The sequence below is a fragment of the Paenibacillus tuaregi genome, assembly GCF_900086655.1.
Taxonomy (GTDB): Bacteria; Bacillota; Bacilli; order Paenibacillales; family Paenibacillaceae; genus Fontibacillus; species Fontibacillus tuaregi.
Window position 1 is genome coordinate 1,797,187 of record NZ_LT575476.1, and the last position, 24,180, is coordinate 1,821,366.

Below are 24,180 nucleotides of genomic sequence, written 5' to 3' on the forward strand. Positions count from 1 at the left end.
TTTCTTTATGGAGTGCTTTTTTCAGCGGGAACAGGAAAACCTGCACATACGCAAGGGACAACATCAAGGAATAGCTTGGGCTTATCCCTCATACATAAATAAGGGAGGGATGTTCGTGTGGAACCGCTTGTGTTGCTAGGAGAAATTCTGATGGTGAACCTGGTATTAAGCGGCGATAATGCCGTAGTCATTGCATTGGCGAGCAAGAACCTGCCGCTCCGGCAGAGGAAGCAGGCGGTATGGCTCGGCGCACTGGGAGCCGTTGTGCTGAGGATTATTTTAACATGGGTGGCTGTTGTTCTGCTGCAAATTCCGCTGCTTCAAGCGACTGGGGGTTTGCTGCTGCTGTATATCGCCTTTAAGCTCCTTCTGGAGCAGGAAGATGAATCCAGAGTTGCTGGAGCGTCGACACTGTGGAAGTCTATTCAGACGATTCTAGCCGCTGACTTCATTATGAGTCTGGACAACGTGCTGGCGATCGCGGCGCTTGCGGAAGGCGACCTGGCGATCCTCGTTATTGGTATCGCACTCAGCATCCCGATTGTGGTATGGGGCAGCAACCTTATTGCCGGATGGCTTCACCGCTTTCCGCTGCTGGTATATGCCGGAGCGGGCATTCTGGCCTACACAGCAGGAAAAATGGTGCTTCATGATCCCAAGCTGGGACCAGTGCTCGGATCATTGCTGCCAGCCGTTATGCCTATGCTGCCGATGGCCATGGCCTTATTGGTCATAGGAATCGGATGGCTGAAGAAGCAAAAGCATCAGCGGGCTTGACCCGATGATTACAACGAAGGACCGGTGGACACCGGTCTTTTTTGCTGTGTTCGCAGAAATGTTCCGCATGAAGGGGGAGAGTGGAATTTTTTACAATATTCTATTACACTAAGAGTAGAGACATTGTCGCTTTTTGCTGCGGCTTGTCCTTACTTCGGACTTTTTTGGAAAGGTGTGTGGTGGGATGTCAGAGAACAACAAGCTGGTTACCGGAATTTTCATTCTTGCTGCCGGTATCGTCATTCTTCTGGGGAAATGGGGAGTCTTCAGCTTTCTTGGTTTTACGCTCTGGCCGCTAATCATTCTTGTCCCGGGTATCCTGCTGCACCTGCTGTACTTCGCAAGAAGAGGCTCCGCCGTTCTGCTTGTTCCTGGGGGCATATTGACTGTGTACGGTATTCTGTTCTTCATTCTCAACTTCTCGGGAGGCAATACAGTGGCTTATGTATGGCCTTTGTTTATTCTCGGGATTGCTGTCGGACTGTTTGAATATGATCTGCTGTCATCTCCAAGACCTGCGGGAGTCTTTCTTATTGCGGTTATTCTTACGGCCATTACGGTTGTGATTTATGGAATCACGCTGCTGTCGCTGTCTGTGATTTATCTGCTTGCCCTCGTTCTGATTATCGGCGGAATCTGGCTGATTGCCGGACGTGGAAGAAGCCGCCGGGGCTGGTGACTGAGTGGAAGTTCTTGAATTCTCCGTGATATTGCGTATAATATAAGGGATATGTCAAGCGTCGGCCTTCATAGATCCGGCGCTTATTTTGATGATGATTAACTTTCTCCACAGGAGAAAGAACATTAAATAGAACCAGAAGGGATATGGAGAACAACCATGCAATCTAGAGATCAGATCCGAAATATCGCAATTATTGCCCACGTCGACCACGGCAAAACAACACTAGTCGATAAACTGCTGCAGCAGTCCGGTATATTCCGGGAGCATGAATCTGTGCAGGAGCGCGCTATGGATTCCAACGATATAGAGAGAGAACGCGGAATTACCATTTTGGCGAAAAACACTGCAATTACGTACAAGGACTATCTGATTAACATTGTGGATACTCCGGGTCACGCCGATTTCGGTGGTGAAGTTGAACGTATTATGAAAATGGTTGACGGCGTGCTGTTGGTTGTTGACGCCTATGAAGGCTGCATGCCGCAAACGAAGTTCGTTCTCCGCAAAGCACTCGAGTCCAATCTGACTCCGATTGTAGTAGTGAACAAGATTGACCGTCCTGCCGCACGTCCTGCTGAAGTTATTGATGAAGTACTGGACCTGTTCATTGAGCTTGGAGCCAATGACGATCAGCTTGAATTCCCGGTTGTATATGCTTCCGCTCTGAATGGAACATCCAGCTTGGATCCGGAGAAACAGGATGACAACATGCTGGCCCTGTATGAAACGATTATTGAACACATTCCGTCTCCGACTGAGAACGTGGAGCAGCCGCTTCAGTTCCTCGTTACACTGATGGATTATAACGAGTATCTTGGCCGTATTGCGATCGGCCGTGTAAACCGCGGGATTATCCGTCAAGGCCAGCCTGTAGCAGTCATGACCCGGGATGGCAGCAAGAAGTCCGCGCGGATTGAGAAGCTGTTCGGCTTCCAGGGCCTTCGCCGTGTGGAAATCGAAGAAGCAGGCGCTGGGGATATTGTAGCGATTGCCGGTATTAAGGATATCAATATCGGAGAGACAATTGCCGATCCGAACAATCCGGAAGCTCTGCCGGTTCTCAAGATTGACGAGCCTACCCTTCAAATGACGTTCCTCGTAAACAACAGTCCATTTGCCGGACGTGAAGGGAAATGGGTCACTTCCCGTAAGCTGCGTGAACGCCTGCTCAAAGAGCTGGAGACCGATGTGAGCTTGCGTGTAGATGAAACAGACAGCCCTGATGCATTTATCGTATCCGGACGTGGCGAGCTTCACCTGGGTATTCTGATCGAGAATATGCGCCGTGAAGGTTATGAGCTTCAAGTGTCCAAGCCTGAGGTTATCGTCAGAGAAATTGACGGTGTCAAAATGGAACCGATCGAACGTCTGTTGATTGATGTGCCTGAAGAGAGCATGGGAGCTGTTATGGAGAGCCTGGGTTCACGCAAAGCTGAAATGGTGAACATGATCAATACAGGCAGTGGACAAATTCGCTTGGAATTCCTGATTCCGGCTCGCGGCCTGATTGGTTACCGTACACACTTCTTGACACTGACCCGTGGTTACGGGGTTATGAACCATGCTTTTGACAGCTACGGACCGCTTCATGGCGGACAAGTGGGCGGACGTCATGAAGGTGTACTTGTATCGAGTGAGAATGGGGTCTCCAGTCTTTATGGTATTTTGTCGATCGAGGATCGCGGAATTCTGTTCGTTGAGCCAGGTGCGGAAATTTACGAAGGTATGATTGTTGGTGAACATACCCGTGATAACGACATTGTCGTGAACATCTGTAAAGAAAAAGCGGTTAATAACATTCGTTCCGCTAACAAAGAAGAGACAGTTAAAATGAAGACACCACGCTTGATGTCATTGGAGCAAGCGTTGGAGTACCTAAATGACGATGAATATTGTGAGATCACACCGAAGTCGGTTCGTCTTCGTAAGAAAATTCTGAACAAGAGTGAGCGTGAACGTGCGGAGAAACACCGCAAGAACGCTGAAGCTAACCTGTAATTTCGATACCGGATCAACCACGCGAGGAGGGTTCTCATGCAGGACTGGTTTTCACACCATTGGTACATTTCATATTTGATTATCTTTGTACTTGTGGCCTACGTGTACAATAAAGTGTTCCGTGCGCAGCATAAGCTGCCTCTCTGGAAAGAGGCAATACTCTATGTATTGATGGCGGTCGGCTGTGTCTTGCTGCTGATCTTCCAGATCTTCAGACTACCGATTATCCAGTGCCTGTTTGTAGCTGTGGTCCTGATGCTTATGGTGCGGATCCGGTATCTTGTTGAAGGACGTCAGAAGAAGAAACAAACCCAAGTCCCGCCCGCTGAATAAAGCGGGCAGGCTATAACAGATCAGGAAAAAGGTGTTTTGATTCATGAATCCTAGAACCAGCGGTCTTCCCCCTAGAGAGGGAAGCCAAAGAACGGCTAAAGGCCGCCCGCAAAATAAAAGGAAAAAAAGCAAAGGCCGCAAATGGCTTAGGGTCCTGCTTATCCTTGTCATTGTGGCTGTACTGGCTGTCGGTGCATATCTTGGTAATTTGTATTTGACCTTGAATCGAGTGATCGATGATGCGGGAACCTCCAACACAGTGCCTGCCGAGAAGTCGGCCAAAGTCAAGCCGCTGACTGTGCTTCTCATGGGTACGGATTACCGTCCTGAAACAAAGACTCATCTGACTGACGTCATCATGGTGGTCGCATTCAATCCAGAGACGAAATCAGCCACCATTGTATCGCTGCCAAGGGATACCCGTTTTAAGGCCAAGGGTTATGGAACTGGCAAAATCAATTCGTTCTACCCGAATATTCTGGCGGATACGAAGGACCCGATAAAGGCTGGGGATACGATGAAAAAGCTGATGGGGGACTACTTTGATCTGCCTATCGATTATGTGACCATTCTGAATTTCCAGGGATTCAGGGATGTGGTTGACGCGCTTAACGGTGTGGACGTGAACGTGGATATGAACATGTGTTACCGAGATCGGGCGGATGGTACCGACATTAACCTGAAGAAGGGACCGGCCCACTTGAACGGGAAGGATGCGCTGGACTACGTCCGCTACCGCAAATCCAACTGTAAGCCGAAGACGAAAGGCTCCGATGATTTCGACCGGAACCGCCGCCAGAATGAGGTGCTTCATGCTTTAATCGACCAAGCGAAGTCGATCAATGGAGTCATGGGAGCTGCTGATGTTATTAAGGCGGTAGGCAAGAATATGGAGACAGATTTTGAGTCCCAGCAATTGAAGGATATGATTGCGACGTACTGGAACATTTCCAAGGATAATGTTCATTTCATGCCTGTAACCGGGGAGTGGAAGAGCCCTTATGTCTATATCAACGACGATCAGTTGGAGAAGGCCAAGAAAGCTCTTCAAGATGAAATGGCGGGCAAGGTTACACAGGCAGTTACCAATTGAATGCAAGTTTTGGCGCATGTTATAATATAATAGGATAGACGGGATAACCAAGCTTTAATAAGATATTAAGTTATCCTATGAAGATCGATTCAACTGTACGGGAGGCTGGCCGAATGTCAGAAGCTGTCGCGCAATGGTATGAATCCTTAATTCAATTCTTCTGTTCCCGTGCCGGGGTACTTTTGAATTCGGTCATTTCTATTGTCATTGGTGCAAAGATGAAAGCCCTGATGAAGGTGCAGAAATCTGTGCAGCAGATTTGGTTCGTGAATTTGAATAATGCTGTGCATATGCTTGAAGGACAAGTGTTTGCTGCCGTAAGAAAAGCCCAGTGAGCTTAAGCTCACCGGGCTTTTCTGTTCATTTGGGACAATCTATGGACGCTCTGCCGGGGTATATTCCGTGGTCCCTGTTTGATGTTTCATCTTTGGAGTCTGCCGATGCCGAGGAGTAACGTGGTCTCCTGTAGGTGTATTCTGCTTCCTCGGAGTCACGTTACCCGGCGGAACGGAGCTTGAGTTGCCCTTCGTCCGGAGGTCTCCTTCCGGTGGCTTGGCAGGGGCAACGTCACGGGGCAGCTGAGGAACGATACGGCCGATAATGTCAGACAGCTCATTGCCGAAGCCGGAGAGGGGATGACCCTGCTGGACACTCTTGTTGATGTCTGCGATCCGGTGTGACAAGTCAACATCGGCTGTCACAATGGCATTCGCCCCGTGAGGGTCCTTCCGAAGAGCTTGGGCTACGGAATATTTAATGGTTCCGACCTTGGACCGGTCCAGGTTCCCGTCCACATCGAGGCCCACTACAGCGGTATTTCCAAATAGGACACAGTGGGCGCTTTTCACCCCTGGAACCCGGTTGGCAATGGACTCAAGATGTGCCTGAAGCGGTAATCCGCTTTGAGTTTGGTTAGATTGTATGTTGTTTCTTCCGGTCTGCTCATTGCTAAGTGTACGCGGCTTATTTCCCTTTTGACTCTGAGGAGAGGGTGATGCATTCTTATTAGCTGGTGTTCCGCAGCTTGAAAGCAGTAGTGCCGTTAATAGTAGACACAGCCATGTTCGCATGAATGTTCCTTCCTTTCGGGTAATCTCTGATTGTAGGTTTAGGCTACCCGAGCCGAAAGAAAAATATGTATGTGAATGAACAGGCTGCAAAGACCGCGGTGGAGGGGATAAAGATGAAAAAAATATTTGTCCTGGATACGAATGTATTGCTGCACGACCCCAATGCGATTTTTGCCTTTGAAGAGCATGAAGTGGTTATACCTGCTGTAGTTCTGGAAGAGATTGATTCCAAGAAACGCAACCCGGAAGAGATCGGGAGGAACGCCCGGGTGGTATCCAGATTGCTGGATGGACTAAGGGAGAAAGGGCAGCTTCATAGCGGAGTAACCTTGGATCAAGGTGGAACTTTGAAGGTGGAGCTGAATCACAAGAGCTTTGTTAAAGTACAGGAAATGTTCGGGGAGGTCACGAATGATAACCGCATTCTTGCGGTTGCGCTGAACTATCATCTAGAGGAGCAGCAGTCGTTGAATCCCAGAGCTGTGATCCTGGTTAGCAAGGATGTGCTTGTCCGTATCAAAGCGGATGTGCTTGGGGTTCCTACGCAGGACTATCTAACCGACCGGACTGCAGGTCCTGGTGATCTCTATTCAGGGTATTCACATATTAAGGTTCATCCTTCTATTATCGATAACTTCTACACGTACCGTTCTTTGCAGATTCACACGCTGGGTCTGAATTTCGCCCTATACCCGCATGAGTTCGTCATTTTGAAGGATGAAATGGGAACCGGGAAATCGGCTCTGCTGAAGGTGAACGAGGATGTTACCCAACTGGAGCCGTTGTATATGAGCAATGAGCCGGTCTGGGGCATCAGTGCCAGAAATGCACAGCAGCGCATGGCGCTTGAGCTTCTTCTAAATGATGATATTCCTCTTGTGACGATCACAGGCAAGGCGGGAACAGGTAAGACTCTGCTCACCCTTGCCGCTGGGTTGCTCAAAATCGAGGATGAGCACAAATATAAAAAGCTCTTGATCGCCCGCCCGGTCGTGCCTATGGGCAAGGATATCGGTTATCTGCCAGGCGAGAAGGAAGAGAAGCTGCGGCCTTGGATGCAGCCGATTTATGACAATCTGGAGTATCTGTTCGATACCAAGAAAGCGGGTGATATTGATAAAATTCTGATGGGACTCGGCAGTATTCAGGTGGAGGCGTTAACCTACATCCGTGGCCGGTCGATCCCGGGCCAGTTCATCATTATAGATGAGGCCCAGAACTTAACCCGTCATGAAGTGAAGACGATTGTCTCGAGAGTGGGTGAGGGCAGCAAGATCGTATTGGTAGGTGATCCGGAGCAGATCGACCATCCTTACTTGGATTCGTCAAGCAATGGACTAACCTATCTGGTTGAGCGGTTCCAGAAGGAAGGCATCAGCGGACATATTACCCTTGAGAAAGGGGAACGTTCTAAGCTCGCGCAGGTGGCGGCGGATTTGCTGTAGCGATAAGAAATTCTTGATAACCGTTATGACCAGGATGATCCGGTTCATTGTGTGAATAGGAAGACTGAACAGCACCTTCGCTTAACGAGATGGTGCTGTTTGGGCTTGAATTTTTTGCTAAGGAAGACTGTTTTACATTAATAGGGACAAAGACGCAGGGAATTTGTTACAATACAACTATATAAAATTAACTTTAGAATTTAACCGATCTCAGCTTCGATCCCGAGTGATTCTGAAGAAGCGGAGCGTCCGCCTTGGTCTCCGAAATGTCCCTACTTTGATATCTAGTTCAAGCATTTTGGAGACAACAGGGTTGTAAGAACACTCGGCATCATCGCAGCTCCACAAAAGGGTAACCTTCACAAGTTCATTTTATATAGGAATGCAAACTTAAGGGCACGAGAGGAAGATCAGGTTGTGAAGCTAAGAAACCAATGGGTGCTTTTTGCTGTTCTGCTGCTTGCCTTGATCAGCTTGTCACCGGGTGAGGAGTCTGCACTGACCCAGCAAGAGCGGCAGGGGGGAACTGGCTTTGTGCCTCAGCCTAAGCAGAAGGCGGAGAAGGATACGGGGAGCATCCGGGTTGCGGTCTCGATGGAGCCTGAGGAATTCGACCGGCTGAATAAGTTGAATGAGCAGTTTATGATAAAGCACCAGTTGGAAGTGGAGCTTGTAAATATCGAAGAGAAAGAGGCTTATCAGACTTATAAAACCAGCCTGGAGCTGGGAGAGGCCCCGGATGTCCTGCTGCTGGATAATGCCTGGGTCAGGGAATTTGCCTCCAGAGGATATCTTCTGCCGGTGGAATCTTATTATTCTGGCCAGGCAGGAGTAGATTCGCTGAGTACTTCACTTAATCAGAATACGTGGAACGGGTACCTTTGGGGTGTTCCCAAGGATCACGATCCTTACGTGATCATTTATTCGCCAGGCCGGCTTCAGGAACTGGGATTCAAACAGCTTCCCCAGACTCAGGCTGAGTGGGCCGAGCTTGCAAGCAGGTTCAAGAAGCGTAATCAGACCGCGGATTGGGTAGCGCTGAATATGAGTGATCCCTATGCGGATCTCTCTCTTTTGTGGCGTATGGGTCTGAGTATGAACTCCAAGAAGGATGAGGATTTTCATCTAACACCTGGCATGAAAAGCGCCTTCTCCCATGTGGCCGAGTTCCGAAACCGCTTTTTTCCAGCAGCGGACAACCAGGCGGCCAGAGATCAGATTTGGGACAAAATGGAGCGCGGGGAAATCTTGCTGTATGTAACCCCGGCTTCCACTTTTGATGCGGACGACAATCCTTCGCTCAAGCTTGAGTTCCCCTCGTCAGCTGATGGAGTCCGAATGCTCTGGCTGAAAGGCAGGAGTTATAGCTTGACCGCCCAAAGCCAGCACATTAAGACCGCAGGGGCATGGATTACTGTGATGACCTCCCCGGAGCAGCAAATCTCATCTTATAAAGAAGGAAACAAGCTTCCTGCAATGAAGGAGCTGTATCAGGATACCAGATTAAAGGAGCTGCAGGCATGGCTTAATGCTATTCAGAACCGGGGCAAATCCGGCGCGCTGCCGGTTGATGCGAAGCTTCCTGAACTTTTATCACAGTTCTCGGCTGAGGCTTCGGCTTATTTAAATGGTACGGGAAAGATGGAGTCTTTCATGGCTTCATTTACAAAATTGAACCATGCAGCTCGCCCTTAAAGGGCGAGCTTTAATTTTATAGTCATGACCCCAGGCTTCAGGGAGACTTCGGTTGCCTCAACAAGCGGAATGATCAGCTTCGGATAGAAGCCAAGGTCAAAATCCTCTTCAAGCTCACGGCAGGTTGTATCCGGCAGCACAAGGCCATTGAATACAAGCTTGTCCACATGGAACTGGATAGAATTCTGAGGTTCATTCTCTATGGTATAGTGGCCTTCCACCCGCAGCTGCAGCGAGTCGCGCTTCCCTTCGGCAATAATCTTCCCGTCCTCAAATGAAAAGGCAAACTGATTGAATAGCTCATCTTTGGATCTCAGGAAAGTATTCAAATCTTCCTGCTTAATCGTAATCGTATAGTTGGTCCCCGAGGCAGTGATTTGGTTTCCGTTCTCCTTTAGAAAATCCGGAAGGTCTGTCATAGCAGAGGCTAGAGCTTTGAAATGACGCCTCACTTCATATAAGCCCACGTTGTTCCAATAGGCACTCATTTCGGCAATCAGAGCTTTCAATCTCTCGGCATCCGAACGGCCCTTAAGCGATCCGTCAATGCTGGCCTGAAGCTTCTGGACACGTTCACGCTGGGTTAGAAGATTAGCCTTCAGCTCGGCCAGCTCAGCAAGCGCCTGGTCTTTCTGGGTTCTGGTCTGAGCAAGGCTGCGGTAGGCATTCTGATAGTCGGTTAGAATGTCGTGGTCCCTTTCAAATATCATATCCATATAATCAAGAATAGAAATAAAATGGCTGATGCTTTCCGCGGAGAGCAGGGCTGCGAACAAATCTTCTCTTTCCCCCATATAATAGGCGCGAATACGCTCGTCAGTCTGGGACTGGCTTTCTGTGATCTGAAGCTGTTTGGACTGAAGCTCCTGATCGAGGACTTGCAGATCCAGCTCAGTCTGATGCTGCTGCTCCTCAGTCTTGCTGATTTCCCGGTCAATTTCCACGATCGAAAGACTTTTCTCCAGAATCTTCTGAGTTTCTTCAGACAAAGGCTCGGCAAGGACAGGATAGGAAAGGATGACAGCGGAGAAGAACACAGCCAGGCTGCTGCAGATAATAAAACGGCGTAACAATGGGATCCTCTCCTTAGTATACTGTATCAAGGTCATTTCATTGGTTCAGAATCTATATGTAAAAGCATATAAGATTATATGTCTGAGCACCCTGAAATAGGCTTGGTAGGGCTAAAAAAAGGTGACCCGGCCGCAGCCGAATCACCTTTAGATGATCTTAGAGGCATAGCCGATTTACAGCGGCAAGCCCATTTTAAATACCGTCCAATAGCTGAAGCCGGTAAATGTGACGATCATGTATCCCCAGAACAGCAGGATATACGTTCTTTCCGTAAATTTCAAATATCCGAAAATGACGAAAAAAGCAGTCTGCAAGAAGAATAGCAGGGCCATTTCGATCAAGTTCCCGGCGTAAGCCATAAGCCCGATGGCTAATGTGAAGAAACCAAGCACCCGGAACATGCGTGCCATGATTAATCCCCCTCTCGTATGTATGTAAGCGACCTCATTTTTCTAAATACATTATAACGAAATTGGTGGGGTGTGTAAACGAGAAACCAGAAATAAGAGGATCGTTTTCGGAGCTTAGAGGTATGACGAGCTAGATTTTTGGAAATACATTTTAGTATCAAATAGATTCTATGAACTCTAAGAGAGGCATAGGAATGGATTAAGCAGCTTTTTTACCTTATTCAGGCCGCCGGACTACCGGTTTATGAAGACGGTTATATTAGGATGTCGTTAGGAGGGTTTGTATCGCATGACAGCAGTAAGACAAGACGCATGGAGTGCAGAGGATGACCTAATATTGGCTGAGGTCACACTACGCCATATCCGTGAAGGAAGCACACAGCTGACTGCTTTTGAAGAAGTTGGGGAGAAAATCTCGAGAACACCGGCTGCTTGCGGGTTTAGATGGAACAGCTGCGTCCGCAAGAAATACGAGGCCGCTATTCAGATTGCCAAAGCCCAGCGCCAGAAGAGAAACTATCTTAAGAAACAAGCTCCGCTGGTAGGCTCAGGCACTATGGCATCGCTTGCTTCCGTAGATTTGGAAGAGGGATTGTACAAAAATGAAGGGGTTTCCGAAGAAACGATATCCATTGATGCGGTAATCCGCTTTTTGCGCCAATGGAAAAATACGATTCAGGACAGCGGTCGTCATTTAAGATCCTTAGAAAAGAAAATCAGGGATAAGGAAGAAGAGATTTCTGCATTAAGAGAAGAGAACCGCAGATTATCCATGCAGGTGAATGAGGTCCAAACCGACTACAGAGTTGTAAATGATGATTACAAAGCGCTAATTCAGATTATGGACCGGGCACGCCGGCTTGCCTTCTTGAACGAAGAGGATGAGGAGTCAAAATCCCGGTTTAAGATGGATGCTAACGGAAACCTGGAACGAATTGAATAGGATTTGTACAAAACAAGATTCCCGTCCAGAAGGACGGGGATTTTTTGTGATGCGGTGTAATGTCCTGATTTGGTATAAAGAGTATAGGAGAAAATAAGGGCGAAAGGAGCTTGAGGAGCATGAGAGTTGACATTATAGGAACAGGGGCGTTAGGGATGTTGTTTGGGGCTGCGCTGTGCTCGGCCGGGGTACAGGTTCGCTTCTGGACACGGGGAGAAGGACAGGCAGAGGCTTTGCGCAGAGAGGGTGTGAGACTTCAAACGGCTGAGGGTGCGGAGACCTTGATCCCGCCTGGCCGGTTTCATGTGGGTGTCAGCAGCTCAATGGAATTATATGATCCAGATGAGGGCGGCTGGCCGGATTGGCTGTTTGTCACAACCAAACAGAGGCATATGAATGAGCAGCTCTTCGCACGAATTAAAGCACTGAAAGGGCCAAAGACGGGCATTATTTGTTTCCAAAATGGAGTCGGGCACGTACAGCAGCTAAGTGAGGCGCTTGGGGGAGAGCAGGTACTGGCTGCCTTGACGACGGAAGGGGCATGCCGAACCGGTTATGGCACCGTCGTCCGTGCGGGGAAAGGGCAGACACGGATCGGGCTTCCTGGTGGACAACCTATGTCAGATTGCCTGCGGGAATCGGCTGAAATTTTGGTTGGAAGGCTGACCGCGGCAGGAATTCCTGCGGTATTGTCGAATGACATCGATAAGGAAATTTTTCGCAAGCTGCTGATTAATGCTGCTATTAATCCGCTTACCGCAATTTGGAGAGTTCCTAATGGGGAGCTTCTCGCTACGGAGATGAGGAGAGGCCTCCTTCTGAGCCTGGTTCGTGAGACCTTGAGAATATATGACGAATATGGGATTCAATATGATCCAGACATGGAGGAGCAGGTGCTGGGGGTGTGCAGGTCCACATCAAGCAATACGTCTTCCATGCTTAAGGACGTTCTGTCCGGGGAGATTACGGAGATTGATCAGATCAACGGCTATCTGGTGAAGCTGGCACAAGCGAGGGGAATACAGGCTCCAACGCTTGAGCTTGTCTGGCGGTTGGTCTCGGCAATGTAATTGTAATTGTAATTGACAGCTGCGCCGGACCTTCCTCCATAAAGCCTGGCTAAATTATCCGGGAGGTGTAAAGCATGAACATTCTGCTTGCTCCGTTTATATTTTTTAGTGTGATGCCGGTGATTCCATTTCTGCTGGTATTCTTTATTCACTATTTAAGCAGTGGTAAGAGAAACAAGAAGAAGTCCCTGCTTCTTGCGGTGGATGTGACCACCGTGTTTTTGATTTTCTCCGTATCCGCGTTGTTTAACCAGATATTTGCCTCCGGATTCGGCTTTTACCTGATCGTTCTTGTTCTGCTCATTGTCGGTGGACTTATTGGAGGGGCCCAGAACCGGATGAAGGGTCAGGTGGATATGAGAAGGCTGCTGAGGGCGGTCTGGCGGTTGGCTTTTCTTGGTACAGGCTTGAGTTATGTTGTTTTTATGATTGTTGGTTTTTTTCCATACATATTAGGTGTGTAAGTAAGACATAATCTATATAGGTGTAAATGCAAAACTGGAAGTAAAGTCCATTTTTTACAATTCAAAAATGAATAAAATTACCTAAATTAAAGCATATCCAAATCGATATGCTTTTTTTGTTTTCTTTAAACCCCAATTCTCAAGAAGCAATTACCAATATGATTTTTTGACCTGTGGTTGTATAATCGAGAACACAACACCAACGAAGTAAGGGAGACAGCTAGATGAACAGAAAGAGACTGCTTATTGTTGTAACACTTATACTTGCTTTCAGTACCGTGCTGGCAGCCTGTGGGAATGGTAATTCTGGAAACTCATCCCAAGGTAATGCTGGTAGTCAAAATACCACGCTTGCCGCAGATCAAACTTTCCATATCAACCTGGCTTCGGAACCGCCTACATTGGATCCGGCCCAGTCCCAGGATAATGTATCCAGTGCTGTGCTCAGAACTCTGTTTGAGGGCTTGACCCGAAAGGATAAGGACGGAAACGTTGTTCCAGGCGTTGCAGAGAAGTGGGAGCAGAATGGGAAGGAATATACATTCCACATTCGTAGCGATGCGAAATGGAGCAATGGTGATCCGGTAACCGCCAAGGATTTTGAATTCGCATGGAAACGGGTGCTCGACCCTGCGACAGTGCCAGCTCCTCCTTATGCATACCAGCTATACTATATCAAGAATGCTCAGGCTTACAATGAGAAGAAGATTACGGATGCGAACCAAGTTGGTGTAAAAGCGATTGATGATAAAACACTGAAGGTTACTTTGGAGAATGAAACCCCGTATTTCCTGGGTTTAACCTCTTTCACAACGTATTATCCTGTTCATCAGTCTGTTAAGAACAACCCGAAATGGGCAACTGACCCTAGTACTTTAGTTTCTAACGGACCGTTTAAATTAACAAACTGGACTACAGGACAGTCCTTGGAAGTAGATAAGAGTGACAAGTACTGGGATGCCAAGGATATTACTCTGAATAAAATCACCGCTTCTATCGTTGACCAAGCGGCAACGGAAGTAAGCAGCTATAAGAGCGGACAGCTTGATCTTGCGGGACAACCTATCGGTGAGATTCCTACAGATCAAATTGCTTCCTTGAAATCCGAGACGCCTAATGAACTGACGATCAAGGGAATTGCATCAACGTACTATTATCTGTTCAATACAACTGCCAAGCCTTTTGATAATGTGAAAATCCGCCAGGCCTTCACTAAAGCCATCAACCGTAAGGCGTTGATTGAGAATGTGACGCTAGCCAATCAAATTCCAGCATTTGGACTGGTGCCACCAGGAATCAAAGGCGTGGATAAAGAATATCGCGCTGAGAATCCGGATTCCGTACTTGGCAATGAAGATGTTAATCAAGCCAAGACCCTGCTTGCGGAAGGTCTGAAGGAATCTGGACTTACGAAGCTGCCTAAAATCACATTGATTTACAACACAAATGACAATCACAAGAAGCTGGCCTTGGCCATTGCTGACATGTGGAAACAGAATCTTGGCGCAGAAGTTACGATTCAGAATCAAGAGTGGGGCGTCTTCCTGCAGAACCGTAGAAACTTGAACTATCAAGTGGCACGTGCCGGATTCGGTGCTGACTACGATGATCCGATGACCTTTATTGACCTGTTTACATCAACTAGCGGCAATAACGATACCGGCTTCAAGAATGCGGAGTATGACAAACTTGTCAAAGAAGCTTACGCAAACAGCGACAACAAAGCGCGTAATGAAGCGATGAAGAAAGCGGAGAACATCCTTATCAAGGACAATCAGGTTATTCTTCCGATTTACTACTATACCAATATTCAGTTGGTAAAACCTTACGTGAAGGATGTTATTGTAGACTACGCCGGTCAGCTCGACATCACTCGTGTTAAGCTGATGGAACATTAATTGTAATCCTGTCATAACTAAATGATGGCTTCGGGGTGTATATGGAGGAACTGATCCTCTATATATATCCCGATTTTTTGTGTCAAGGAGTCTTTTCCATATCTTGTTTCAGTTGGAGAACTTTTTTAGAACTATACAAGGAAGATTGGGGTGAACAGCTGTTATGGCCCGGTATATTGCCAGTAAGTTTCTATATATGTTGGTATCTCTGCTTATTCTAATTACAGCCACCTTCTTCTTAATGAAGGCTATCCCGGGAAATCCGTTTATGTCTGAGAAGCAGGTGCCTCCTCAAATCCGGGAACGTCTAATGGAGCAGTATGGCCTCAACAAGCCGCTTATCGTTCAGTACGGACAGTATCTGAAGAATATCGCCCAAGGCGACTTTGGGATTTCCATGAAAATGCAGAACAAAGAAGTGACCGGTCTGATTACGGATACCTTCGGTGCTTCCCTGAAGCTCGGTCTCGTAGCGATTGTAGTCTCTGTAATCGTGGGCGTCCTTCTGGGACTTCTTGCAGCTCTCTATCACCGCAAGCTGATTGATAATGTGGCGATGGTACTGGCCGTACTTGGAATCGCGGTGCCAAGTTTTGTAGTTGCTTCCATGCTTCAGTTCGTGTTTGCGCAGAAGGCAGGAATCTTCAATGTCATGGGCTTCAATGGACCACTCGACTATGTTCTGCCAGTTGCGGCGCTTGCCGCGCAGCCGATTGCATTCATTGCCCGTCTGACCCGCTCCAGCATGCTGGAAGTGCTGCATGCCGACTACATTAAGACGGCCAGAGCCAAAGGGCTGAACTGGGCAGCCATTCTGTTCAGGCATGTTGTCCGCAACGGGATTCTGCCGGTTATCACCTATTTGGGACCGATGACGGCGAACATCATCACCGGCTCGGTTGTTATTGAGCAGATCTTCGGAATCGGCGGCCTTGGGAAAGTGTTTGTATCCAGTATCAGCAACCGTGATTACACACTGATTATGGGTGTGACCATATTCTATGGCGTGATTCTGATGCTTGCCCGTTTCTTAACGGATATCGCCTATGTATTCGTAGATCCTCGTATTAAATTGTCGAACAGAAAGGAGGGCTAACCGTTGGAAATGAAGAATGAGCTAATTCCGCAAGCCTCCGCCGCAAATTTGACAGCTGAGGATTTCCAGAAGATGGGGGAAGATGAGAAGCAGTCAGAAGTGATTCAGCGCGAGAGTCTCTCCGCTTGGCGGGATTCATGGGAGCGCCTGCGTTCCAACAAGCTGGCGATGACCGGGCTGATTGTAATGGCACTCGTTGTTCTTATGGCTATCGTTGGCCCGATGATCTCCAAGTTTGATTACCAGACGAACGATCTCATGAATACGAACAAACCGCCATCCTCACTTCACTGGTTCGGTACAGACGATCTGGGAAGGGACATGTTCGTGCGGACTTGGATGGGAGCCCGAATTTCCCTGATTGTTGGACTGGCCGCCGCATTGATTGATCTTATGATCGGGGTAATCTACGGAGGCATTATGGGTTACTTCGGCGGACGTGTAGATGAGGTTATGAACAAATTCGCAGAAATTTTATATGCGATTCCTTATCTGCTCGTCACCATCCTGCTGTTGGTTGTTTTTGAACCGTCCCTTGGCACCATTATTCTGGCCCTGACGATAACCGGTTGGATCAACATGTCGTGGATCGTTCGCGGGGAGATTATGCAGCTCAAGAGCAGAGAATATGTGCTGGCTTCCCGATCCATGGGGGCAGGTTCAGGAAGATTGCTGTTCCGTCATCTGCTCCCGAATGCTATGGGTCCGATTATTGTAACCCTGACCCTGTCGGTACCGAATGCCATCTTCTCCGAAGCATTTCTAAGCTACTTGGGGCTTGGTGTGCAGGAGCCTGTTGCTTCCCTGGGATCTATGATCAGCGCTTCCTTGTCAGGCTGGATGCTGTACCCTTGGCGCATGGTGTTTCCTGCTCTCTTAATCAGCTTGACGATGCTTGCATTTAATATATTTGGAGACGGTCTGCGCGATGCGCTTGACCCTAAATTGAAGAAGTAGGAGGTGACCTTAGGAATGGAACCGATCTTAGAAGTTAAAGATCTTCATGTGTCTTTCTCTGTCCGCGGTGGAGAGGTGAAAGCGGTAAGAGGAGTGAATTTCGCGGTAGGCAAGGGGGAGACGGTTGCCATAGTAGGTGAATCCGGGAGTGGTAAGAGTGTAACCGCTCAGACGATTATGCGCCTGATTCCTTCACCGCCCTCGAAGATTAAGTCAGGTCAGGTTATATTTAACGGCCAGGATCTGCTGGCCAAGACGAATAAACAAATGGAAGCAATCCGTGGCAAGGATATCGGAATGATTTTTCAGGACCCTATGACCTCGCTCAATCCTACAATTAAAGTAGGCAAGCAAATTACTGAAGGATTGATCAAGCACCAGAACCTTGCACAGGCCGAGGCGAAGCAAAGAGGAATAGAAATGCTCAAATTGGTTGGCATTAAGAATGCGGAAGCCCGCTTTAACCAATATCCCCATGAATTCTCCGGAGGCATGCGTCAACGGGTGATGATCGCGATTGCGTTGGCCTGCCGGCCAGCGCTCCTGATCGCGGATGAACCAACGACCGCGCTGGACGTTACTATACAAGCTCAAATTGTTGGTGTGATGAAGGACATGCAGAAGCGTTTTGGCACCTCGATTATCATGATTACGCATGATCTCGGTGTGGTGGCCGGCATGGCTGACCGGGTCATCGTTATGTACGCGGGGGAAGTAGTGGAGACCGGAACAAGTATGGAGATCTTCAAAAATCCCCAGCACCCGTATACCCGGGGCTTGCTCCGCTCCCTGCCCAGAATTGATCAGCGCAAGGATGAACCGCTTATTCCGATTGTTGGAACACCTCCCGATCTGATCAAACCGCCTGTGGGCTGCCCGTTTGCAGCCCGCTGCGAGCATGCGATGAAGGTGTGTCAGAATATCGACCCGGCTCCAACACATGAGAGTGACACCCATATGTCCCGCTGCTGGCTGCACCATCCTATGGCGCAGGAGGTGAAATCATCATGAGTCAACCTTTAATTGAAGTCCAAGGGCTTAAGAAGTATTTCAACCTGGGTAAAGGCAATGTGCTGAAGGCTGTTAATGATATCAGCTTCTCTATTCAAGAAGGCGAGACACTGGGGGTTGTAGGGGAGTCTGGCTGCGGTAAATCCACAGCAGGCCGTACGATCCTCAGGCTGTATGAGCCTACGGCGGGAAGCGTAAAATTTAATGGAACAGATATTTACAAGCTGTCTCCCGGTAAAATGAAAGCGATGCGCCGCGACATGCAGATGATCTTCCAGGACCCTTATGCCTCCCTTAATCCGAGATTCACGGTTACGGATATCATCGGCGAGGCCCTGGATATCCATAACCTGGCCGGAAGCCGTAAGGAGCGTAAGAAACGGGTTGAGGAGCTGCTTGATATGGTGGGTCTTAATCCTGACCATGCCACACGGTACCCTCACGAATTCTCCGGGGGTCAACGCCAGCGGATCGGGATTGCACGGGCGCTTGCGGTGAACCCGAAATTTATTATCTGTGATGAACCTATTTCGGCCTTGGATGTGTCCATTCAGGCCCAGGTAGTTAACCTGCTCCAGGATCTGCAGAGGAAGCTTGGTCTTACCTATCTGTTCATTGCCCATGATCTATCCATGGTCAAACACATCAGTAACCGGGTGGCGGTCATGTACCTGGGCAGAGTGGTCGAGCTTGCGGAGAGCGAGGAGCTCTACGCGAATCCTCTGCATCCGTACACGAAGACGCTGCTCTCGGCGATCCCGGTACCCGATCCGGAGATTGAAGCGAACAAGCAGCGGATTCTGCTGGAGGATCATGGTTCAGGGCCGATACACTCGGCCAAGGAAGGGTCTGCTGCCGGAGACATCTTTAATCTGGAAAATTCCCGTCTTGTTGAAGTGAATCCAGGCCACTGGGTCGCTATGCCTTCATAATAAAAAAACCGCCACACCATCATTCCACCCAAGGTTATAGAGTGGTATGATTAGTGTCGGCGGTTTTTCCGTTTTCTTTTGACGGAGATCATCAAAGTTGAGTACAATCAAGTAGGGCTGGAATGGGCTACAGACAGGAGGATTATATCCCATGAATGTGATATCTGAACCGCTGCCATCGCAGCAGCCGCTGGCTGAAGCGCTGGTAACGGACTATGCTGCCGTTCGGCAGTTATATACAAATGATGCAAGACAGGATGCAAGTTGGACAGAGCGGGCGGCATGGCTTGACCGTTCAGGGGAGACCCGGGTGGATCGCAAGGCAGTTGTGGAGGTCCTGCGGGAATTTAACCGCCGGCATAATCCTTCTCCCGAAGTGGCTGCTGCGCTGGATTTGCTGGAGCGGCCGGAAACTTTGGTTATCACGGGAGGCCAGCAGGCCGGGTTGTTCACTGGGCCGGTGCTTGTAATATATAAGGCGATCACCATTATACAAGCAGCGGAACAGGCTGCGAAGCGGCTTGACCGGCCAGTTGTGCCTATCTTCTGGATTGCGGGCGAGGATCATGACTGGGAAGAGGCGAATCATGCTTATGTGCTGACCGGGGAGCTTGAGGTGAACCGAATTCGCATTACCAAAGGAGACGAGAAGCGGACTCAGGTAGGCCAGACAAAGGTGAATCCGGGTACCTGGAACGAAGCAATCCGGGAGTTGGCGGAGCTGCTGCCGGACAGCGAGCATAAAGCGGATCTCTTGGAAGAGGTAAGAGGGGTAGCCTCGCGTTCAGCCACGCTGTCTGAATTTTTTGCGAAGCTGCTGGGATTGTGGTTCGGCAGGTACGGACTGATCCTGTTGGACTCCTCGGACCCCGGACTCAGGAAAGCCGAGCAGGCTGTGTTTGAACGGCTCATTATAAATAACGATGAGCTCGGGCAGGCTTATCAGGAGGCGGCGGAGCTGTCCGGGAAACTGGGCTTTGCTGCACAGGCGGAGGTTGCCGAGGATGGCGCGAACCTGTTTTACATACATGAAGAGGAGCGGCTTCTGTTGTTCAAGAGGGAGGGGAGGTACGAGGACCGCAAAGGCCTCGTTTCTTTCTCCAGAACCGATCTGCTGGAGCAGCTGCGGCTTTATCCCGAACGCTTCAGCAACAATGTGCTGACCCGTCCTTTGATGCAGGACTCTCTTTTTCCGGTGCTCGGTACGGTGCTGGGTGCCGGGGAGATCGCTTACTGGGCGCTTACCGGGGCAGCCTTTAAGGTGTTGGGACTGCAGATGCCGCTGCTTCTGCCAAGGATGTCCTTTACGGTGACGGATGGTACGGTTCAGAAGTACATGGACAAATACGGATTGACCTTTACCGACGTAAAGGACCGTTTAGCTGAGAAGCGGGAAGCTTGGCTGGCCGCTCAGATCAAGATTGATGTGGACACCCGCTTTGATGAGGTCAAGAAGTCTTTTGAGGCTCTATATGAGCCCTTTATTGAGGAGCTTGGCGCCATTCAGCGCGGACTTGTGCGGTTAGGTGCAGCTAACCAGGATAAGATTGCGGAGCAGATCGAGTTCCTCCGCCGGCGGACCAAGCTTGCAGTAGAGGAAGCTAACGATGCGGCATTGAGGCAGTGGGATTGTATCGGACAGACCCTGTTCCCTCTGGGAAAGCTGCAAGAGCGTGTGTTTAATGTATACTACTATTTAAATAAATACGGTAAAGATTGGATTCATGAGCTCATACAGGTTCCGTATGAGATTTCAGGCGGGCATCGCTTAATTCAGCTGTAACCAACTCAATAGACGTGGAGGTAACCCATAGTGACGACTAAAGCCATTCAGAACAGCATCATCACCGATCTCTCCCTGGCTCCGGAGGGCCATCTGAAAATTGATTGGGTGGAAGCCCACATGCCGGTACTAAACCGTGTACGTAAGCAATTTGAAGAGGAGCAGCCATTTAAGGGGCTTAAAGTTTCGATCTGTCTTCATCTTGAAGCGAAAACGGCTTATCTGGCGAAGGTGGTTCAAGCCGGGGGTGCCGAAGTAACGATTACCGGAAGCAACCCGCTGTCCACCCAAGATGACGTGTGTGCAGCACTAGTCGAAGACGGAATCACGGTGTTCGCCAAGTATAATCCGGACCCGGCCGAGTTCAAACAGCTGATTATCAAAGCGCTTGAGACCAAGCCGGATCTTATTATTGATGACGGCAGTGATTTTGCGTCGGTGCTTCACTCTGAGCGCCCGGACCTGCTTGAGACGATTCGCGGGGGTGCGGAAGAGACAACAACCGGCATTATCCGCCTGAAGGCGCTTGAGAAAGAGGGGACGCTTAAGTTCCCGATGGTTGCGGTGAATGATGCTTACTGCAAATACCTGTTCGATAACCGGTATGGAACCGGGCAATCGGCATGGGACGGCTTGATTCGCACCACGAACCTTGTGGTAGCCGGTAAAACCGTAGTCGTTGTCGGATACGGCTGGTGTGGCAAGGGTGTAGCTATGCGGGCCAAGGGGCTTGGCGCGAAGGTTGTGGTTACGGAAGTGGACGCGATCCGTGCGGTTGAAGCCCATATGGATGGATTTGAGGTTCTGCCGATGCTGGAAGCAGCCAAGGTAGGCGATTTCTTCATTACCGTAACCGGCAATCATTCTGTAATCCGCGGCGAGCATTATGACGTGATCAAGGACGGGGCGATTCTGTCTAATGCGGGCCATTTCGATGTGGAAGTGAACAAGCCGGAGCTTGCCGAGAGAGCGGTATCGGTGCGCACGGTCCGTAAGAATATTGAAGAATATAAGCTTAAGGACGGACGCAAAGTCTATTTGATTGCCGAAGGCAGACTGGTAAATCTAGGGGCTGCGGACGGCCATCCAGCCGAAATTATGGATACAACCTTTGCCCTGCAGGCACTATCTCTGAAATATGTTAATGATCATTACAAGGAGATGGGCAGCTCAGTAATTAATGTTCCGTACGAGATTGATGAACAAGTGGCCAGATATAAGCTGGAAAGCCTCGGGATCACGATTGACACGCTCAGCGAGGAGCAGAAGGCGTACCTGGATAGCTGGAAATAAACGTAGATGAATATTTGAAAAATGGGTTTGAGATGCCGCCGAGGCGTGGGCCCATTTACAAAAGTGGATATGAACTCCCTTCCTGTTGAATGCAGGAAGGGAGTTCATTCATTTTCAAGGTCTTTGTGCCGCAATTTACCATTATTTTTTTGCATCAGCTCAGAAGGAGTTTACAAGCAAGTAGAGAATAAGTATTATTTATAAGTGGTGGAAAGTGGTGCAAAGTGGGGGAAAGAGGTAAGGAGTGAGCGGAACCAATGTTTATGGGGGAATATCAACATAGCATTGATGATAAGGGCCGAATTATCATTCCGGCCAAATTTCGTGAACTTCTTGGCACTTCTTTCGTGGTTACCCGCGGACTGGACCAGTGTTTATTCGTGTACCCCCAGGAAGAATGGGGGATCATGGAACAGAAGCTTAAAGCACTGCCGCTCATGAAATCTGATGCCCGCGCCTTCACCCGGTTCTTTTTCTCAGGGGCTACTGAATGTGAATGGGATAAGCAGGGAAGGGTAAATTTACCGGCTACCCTAAGACAGTATGCGAAGCTGGAGAAGGATTGCGTTGTAATTGGTGTATCTAACCGGGTAGAAATTTGGAGCCGCGATACGTGGGAAATGTACTGTCAGCAATCGGAGGACACATTCAACGAAATCGCGGAGAAGTTGGTTGACTTTAATTTCGAACTATAGAGAGAACAAGGAAACAAATGTGGACGGAAACCATCCATATGAAGAGCTGAATCTGTGTATATTTAAAGTTTGGGGGGCTGCAGCTTGTTTCATCACATCACGGTACTCAAGGAAGAGGCGACAGAAGGGCTGCGCATCAAGCCGGACGGCATTTATGTGGACTGCACCTTAGGTGGCGGAGGCCATAGCTCGGTGATCCTGTCCCAGCTCGGCTCAGGTGGCCGGCTGATCGCTTTTGATCAGGACGATTGGGCTCACGAGAATGCCAAAGACAGATTGGCGGCGTATGGAGACAGATTAACCTTGGTGAAGAGCAACTTTCGCCATTTGGAAGACAAGCTCAGAGAGATTGACGGAGTACCGCAAGTAGACGGAATACCTCAAGTTGATGGTATCCTCTATGACCTTGGGGTATCTTCGCCGCAATTTGACGAGGGGGAACGCGGATTTAGCTATAATGCGGACGCACCACTCGATATGCGGATGGACCGCTCGTCCGATTTGACGGCTAGGGAAATCGTGAATGAGTGGCCGGAGAAGGAAATTGCCCGTGTGCTGTTTCAATACGGGGAAGAGAAGTTCTCCAGACGTATCGCAAAGGTGATTGTCGATACCCGGCAGACGACCCCTGTGGAGACTACAGGCCAGCTTGTGGAGCTGATCAAGCAGGGGATACCGGCCGCAGCCCGCAGAACGGGTGGGCATCCGGCGAAGCGAAGCTTTCAGGCGCTGCGGATTGCAGTGAATGATGAGCTTGGCGTATTCGAGGACAGTCTGCACCAGGCCGTACGCTGTGCGGCACCAGGTGGACGAATCTCCGTAATTACGTTTCACTCGCTGGAAGACCGGATTTGCAAGCAGATTTTTGCCCAGTATGTAGAGAAATGCACTTGTCCACCGGACTTTCCAATGTGTGTATGCGGCGGAAAGGGTACGCTCAAATTGGTTAACCGGAAACCGCTGGTTCCTACCGAAGAGGAATTGGCTCAGAATCCCCGGGCACGCTCAGCCAAACTGCGTGTGGCGGAGAAATTGCAATCATTAGCGGAGGAAATCTGATATGGCATATACACGGGGGAACCTGGCAGTTAAAGAGAAGACGTCCGCACGTGGACAGGCTTTACCGAAATACAAAGAGACCACCAAGGTTGTAACGAGACGTGCGCCGCTGCCGGTAGCGGAGAAGCTCTTGTATTTACTTACAGTTGTCTTCTGTGTGGCGGTGGCCAGTGTGCTGGTTTGGCAGAATGCTCATGTGTATGATTTGAAATATAAGATTCACAGGGCGGACAACGACGTAAAGAATTTGAACAAGCAAATGTCAGTGTTGGAAGTGAAGAAGCAGCAGCTGGAGGAAGAGATTCCTAAAGCGGCCAAGGCTTTGGGAGCATCAGAATTGAAAGATGAGGCTGCCAATTCGAAACCATAGAGAAACTTAAGCCTGATGTGGATGCTCCGTAA

Annotated in this window: 24 protein-coding genes; 21 read left to right on the plus strand and 3 right to left on the minus strand. The window is 49.1% G+C overall.

Annotation, left to right across the window (positions count from 1 at the left end; all coding sequences use genetic code 11):
• The first annotated feature begins 117 nt into the window (after positions 1-117).
• From BN6628_RS08055 to BN6628_RS08080, 6 genes are all read left to right on the plus strand, one after another.
• Positions 118-777: a TerC family protein gene (locus BN6628_RS08055; protein WP_068616295.1), complete on the plus strand. Its 660-nt coding sequence runs from the start codon at positions 118-120 to the stop codon at positions 775-777.
• A gap of 184 nt (positions 778-961) precedes the next feature.
• The gene (locus BN6628_RS08060; RefSeq protein ID WP_068616297.1) at positions 962-1,456 is read left to right on the plus strand and encodes a hypothetical protein; all 495 of its coding nucleotides are present in this window, start codon (positions 962-964) and stop codon (positions 1,454-1,456) included.
• 159 nt (positions 1,457-1,615) lie between these two features.
• Entirely contained in the window at positions 1,616-3,457 is a 1,842-nt protein-coding gene (gene typA / locus BN6628_RS08065) for a translational GTPase TypA (RefSeq protein ID WP_068616299.1), read from the plus strand.
• A gap of 36 nt (positions 3,458-3,493) precedes the next feature.
• Positions 3,494-3,790 (plus strand): YlaH-like family protein, encoded by a 297-nt coding sequence (locus tag BN6628_RS08070; protein WP_068616302.1) that lies wholly within the window; start codon positions 3,494-3,496, stop codon positions 3,788-3,790.
• Positions 3,791-3,833: 43 nt separating this feature from the next.
• Positions 3,834-4,883, plus strand: a complete 1,050-nt coding sequence (locus BN6628_RS08075; RefSeq protein ID WP_068616305.1) for an LCP family protein — start codon at positions 3,834-3,836, stop codon at positions 4,881-4,883.
• A 113-nt stretch (positions 4,884-4,996) separates the two neighbouring features.
• The gene (locus tag BN6628_RS08080; RefSeq protein WP_068616308.1) at positions 4,997-5,218 is read left to right on the plus strand and encodes a hypothetical protein; all 222 of its coding nucleotides are present in this window, start codon (positions 4,997-4,999) and stop codon (positions 5,216-5,218) included.
• Positions 5,219-5,257: 39 nt separating this feature from the next.
• Here BN6628_RS08080 and BN6628_RS08085 read toward each other — a convergent pair whose 3' ends face one another.
• The gene (locus tag BN6628_RS08085; protein WP_068616310.1) at positions 5,258-5,953 is read right to left on the minus strand and encodes a YhcN/YlaJ family sporulation lipoprotein; all 696 of its coding nucleotides are present in this window, start codon (positions 5,951-5,953) and stop codon (positions 5,258-5,260) included.
• A 113-nt stretch (positions 5,954-6,066) separates the two neighbouring features.
• On the opposite strand from BN6628_RS08085, the gene BN6628_RS08090 reads away from it, so the two are divergent.
• On the plus strand, positions 6,067-7,398 hold the full coding sequence (locus BN6628_RS08090; protein ID WP_068616313.1) for a PhoH family protein: 1,332 nt from the start codon (positions 6,067-6,069) through the stop codon (positions 7,396-7,398).
• Positions 7,399-7,815: 417 nt separating this feature from the next.
• Positions 7,816-9,093, plus strand: coding sequence for an ABC transporter substrate-binding protein (locus BN6628_RS08095; RefSeq protein ID WP_068616315.1), 1,278 nt, complete (start codon positions 7,816-7,818; stop codon positions 9,091-9,093).
• On the opposite strand, the gene BN6628_RS08100 is transcribed toward BN6628_RS08095, so the two are convergent.
• Positions 9,090-10,166 (minus strand): coiled-coil domain-containing protein, encoded by a 1,077-nt coding sequence (locus BN6628_RS08100; RefSeq protein ID WP_235847600.1) that lies wholly within the window; start codon positions 10,164-10,166, stop codon positions 9,090-9,092. The genes BN6628_RS08095 and BN6628_RS08100 overlap by 4 nt on opposite strands.
• Positions 10,167-10,340: 174 nt before the next feature.
• Complete coding sequence (locus tag BN6628_RS08105; protein ID WP_068616319.1) at positions 10,341-10,577, minus strand: DUF2626 family protein; 237 nt, start codon at positions 10,575-10,577, stop codon at positions 10,341-10,343.
• 289 nt (positions 10,578-10,866) lie between these two features.
• Here BN6628_RS08105 and BN6628_RS08110 point away from each other — a divergent pair, with 289 nt between their 5' ends.
• The 13 genes from BN6628_RS08110 to BN6628_RS08170 all read left to right on the plus strand — a co-directional run bounded on the left by BN6628_RS08110 (position 10,867) and on the right by BN6628_RS08170 (position 24,148).
• A complete protein-coding gene (locus BN6628_RS08110) occupies positions 10,867-11,520 on the plus strand; it encodes an RsfA family transcriptional regulator (RefSeq protein WP_068616322.1) in 654 nt (217 codons plus the stop codon).
• Between the two features lie 119 nt (positions 11,521-11,639).
• The gene (locus tag BN6628_RS08115; protein ID WP_068616324.1) at positions 11,640-12,590 is read left to right on the plus strand and encodes a ketopantoate reductase family protein; all 951 of its coding nucleotides are present in this window, start codon (positions 11,640-11,642) and stop codon (positions 12,588-12,590) included.
• Positions 12,591-12,664: 74 nt separating this feature from the next.
• Entirely contained in the window at positions 12,665-13,054 is a 390-nt protein-coding gene (locus BN6628_RS08120) for a DUF3397 domain-containing protein (RefSeq protein ID WP_068616326.1), read from the plus strand.
• A gap of 224 nt (positions 13,055-13,278) precedes the next feature.
• Positions 13,279-14,952: a peptide ABC transporter substrate-binding protein gene (locus BN6628_RS08125; RefSeq protein WP_068616329.1), complete on the plus strand. Its 1,674-nt coding sequence runs from the start codon at positions 13,279-13,281 to the stop codon at positions 14,950-14,952.
• 163 nt (positions 14,953-15,115) lie between these two features.
• The gene (locus tag BN6628_RS08130) at positions 15,116-16,048 is read left to right on the plus strand and encodes an ABC transporter permease (RefSeq protein ID WP_068616334.1); all 933 of its coding nucleotides are present in this window, start codon (positions 15,116-15,118) and stop codon (positions 16,046-16,048) included.
• A 9-nt stretch (positions 16,049-16,057) separates the two neighbouring features.
• A complete protein-coding gene (locus BN6628_RS08135; RefSeq protein WP_068622094.1) occupies positions 16,058-17,005 on the plus strand; it encodes an ABC transporter permease in 948 nt (315 codons plus the stop codon).
• Between the two features lie 15 nt (positions 17,006-17,020).
• Positions 17,021-18,016, plus strand: a complete 996-nt coding sequence (locus BN6628_RS08140; protein WP_068616336.1) for an ABC transporter ATP-binding protein — start codon at positions 17,021-17,023, stop codon at positions 18,014-18,016.
• A complete protein-coding gene (locus BN6628_RS08145) occupies positions 18,013-18,948 on the plus strand; it encodes an ABC transporter ATP-binding protein (RefSeq protein ID WP_068616339.1) in 936 nt (311 codons plus the stop codon). The genes BN6628_RS08140 and BN6628_RS08145 overlap by 4 nt, the downstream gene beginning before the upstream one ends.
• A gap of 151 nt (positions 18,949-19,099) precedes the next feature.
• Complete coding sequence (gene bshC / locus BN6628_RS08150; RefSeq protein ID WP_068616341.1) at positions 19,100-20,731, plus strand: bacillithiol biosynthesis cysteine-adding enzyme BshC; 1,632 nt, start codon at positions 19,100-19,102, stop codon at positions 20,729-20,731.
• Positions 20,732-20,761: 30 nt separating this feature from the next.
• Positions 20,762-22,024: an adenosylhomocysteinase gene (locus BN6628_RS08155; protein WP_068616343.1), complete on the plus strand. Its 1,263-nt coding sequence runs from the start codon at positions 20,762-20,764 to the stop codon at positions 22,022-22,024.
• A 257-nt stretch (positions 22,025-22,281) separates the two neighbouring features.
• Entirely contained in the window at positions 22,282-22,719 is a 438-nt protein-coding gene (gene mraZ / locus BN6628_RS08160) for a division/cell wall cluster transcriptional repressor MraZ (protein ID WP_068616346.1), read from the plus strand.
• A gap of 84 nt (positions 22,720-22,803) precedes the next feature.
• On the plus strand, positions 22,804-23,778 hold the full coding sequence (gene rsmH / locus BN6628_RS08165) for a 16S rRNA (cytosine(1402)-N(4))-methyltransferase RsmH (RefSeq protein ID WP_068616348.1): 975 nt from the start codon (positions 22,804-22,806) through the stop codon (positions 23,776-23,778).
• A 1-nt stretch (position 23,779) separates the two neighbouring features.
• A complete protein-coding gene (locus tag BN6628_RS08170) occupies positions 23,780-24,148 on the plus strand; it encodes a hypothetical protein (protein ID WP_068616350.1) in 369 nt (122 codons plus the stop codon).
• Positions 24,149-24,180 lie beyond the last annotated feature (32 nt).

What these genes read in the sequence shown, in the direction of transcription:
- mraZ (WP_068616346.1), top strand. Translation starts at nt 22,282, where the DNA reads ATGTTTATGGGGGAATATCAACATAGCATTGATGATAAGGGCCGAATT.
- typA (WP_068616299.1), top strand. Translation starts at nt 1,616, where the DNA reads ATGCAATCTAGAGATCAGATCCGAAATATCGCAATTATTGCCCACGTC.
- BN6628_RS08135 (WP_068622094.1), top strand. Translation starts at nt 16,058, where the DNA reads ATGAAGAATGAGCTAATTCCGCAAGCCTCCGCCGCAAATTTGACAGCT.
- BN6628_RS08075 (WP_068616305.1), top strand. Translation starts at nt 3,834, where the DNA reads ATGAATCCTAGAACCAGCGGTCTTCCCCCTAGAGAGGGAAGCCAAAGA.
- BN6628_RS08115 (WP_068616324.1), top strand. Translation starts at nt 11,640, where the DNA reads ATGAGAGTTGACATTATAGGAACAGGGGCGTTAGGGATGTTGTTTGGG.
- bshC (WP_068616341.1), top strand. Translation starts at nt 19,100, where the DNA reads ATGAATGTGATATCTGAACCGCTGCCATCGCAGCAGCCGCTGGCTGAA.
- BN6628_RS08070 (WP_068616302.1), top strand. Translation starts at nt 3,494, where the DNA reads ATGCAGGACTGGTTTTCACACCATTGGTACATTTCATATTTGATTATC.
- BN6628_RS08110 (WP_068616322.1), top strand. Translation starts at nt 10,867, where the DNA reads ATGACAGCAGTAAGACAAGACGCATGGAGTGCAGAGGATGACCTAATA.
- BN6628_RS08080 (WP_068616308.1), top strand. Translation starts at nt 4,997, where the DNA reads ATGTCAGAAGCTGTCGCGCAATGGTATGAATCCTTAATTCAATTCTTC.
- BN6628_RS08120 (WP_068616326.1), top strand. Translation starts at nt 12,665, where the DNA reads ATGAACATTCTGCTTGCTCCGTTTATATTTTTTAGTGTGATGCCGGTG.
- BN6628_RS08090 (WP_068616313.1), top strand. Translation starts at nt 6,067, where the DNA reads ATGAAAAAAATATTTGTCCTGGATACGAATGTATTGCTGCACGACCCC.
- BN6628_RS08125 (WP_068616329.1), top strand. Translation starts at nt 13,279, where the DNA reads ATGAACAGAAAGAGACTGCTTATTGTTGTAACACTTATACTTGCTTTC.
- BN6628_RS08145 (WP_068616339.1), top strand. Translation starts at nt 18,013, where the DNA reads ATGAGTCAACCTTTAATTGAAGTCCAAGGGCTTAAGAAGTATTTCAAC.
- BN6628_RS08140 (WP_068616336.1), top strand. Translation starts at nt 17,021, where the DNA reads ATGGAACCGATCTTAGAAGTTAAAGATCTTCATGTGTCTTTCTCTGTC.
- BN6628_RS08060 (WP_068616297.1), top strand. Translation starts at nt 962, where the DNA reads ATGTCAGAGAACAACAAGCTGGTTACCGGAATTTTCATTCTTGCTGCC.
- BN6628_RS08085 (WP_068616310.1), bottom strand. Translation starts at nt 5,953, where the DNA reads ATGCGAACATGGCTGTGTCTACTATTAACGGCACTACTGCTTTCAAGC.
- BN6628_RS08170 (WP_068616350.1), top strand. Translation starts at nt 23,780, where the DNA reads ATGGCATATACACGGGGGAACCTGGCAGTTAAAGAGAAGACGTCCGCA.
- BN6628_RS08130 (WP_068616334.1), top strand. Translation starts at nt 15,116, where the DNA reads ATGGCCCGGTATATTGCCAGTAAGTTTCTATATATGTTGGTATCTCTG.
- BN6628_RS08105 (WP_068616319.1), bottom strand. Translation starts at nt 10,577, where the DNA reads ATGGCACGCATGTTCCGGGTGCTTGGTTTCTTCACATTAGCCATCGGG.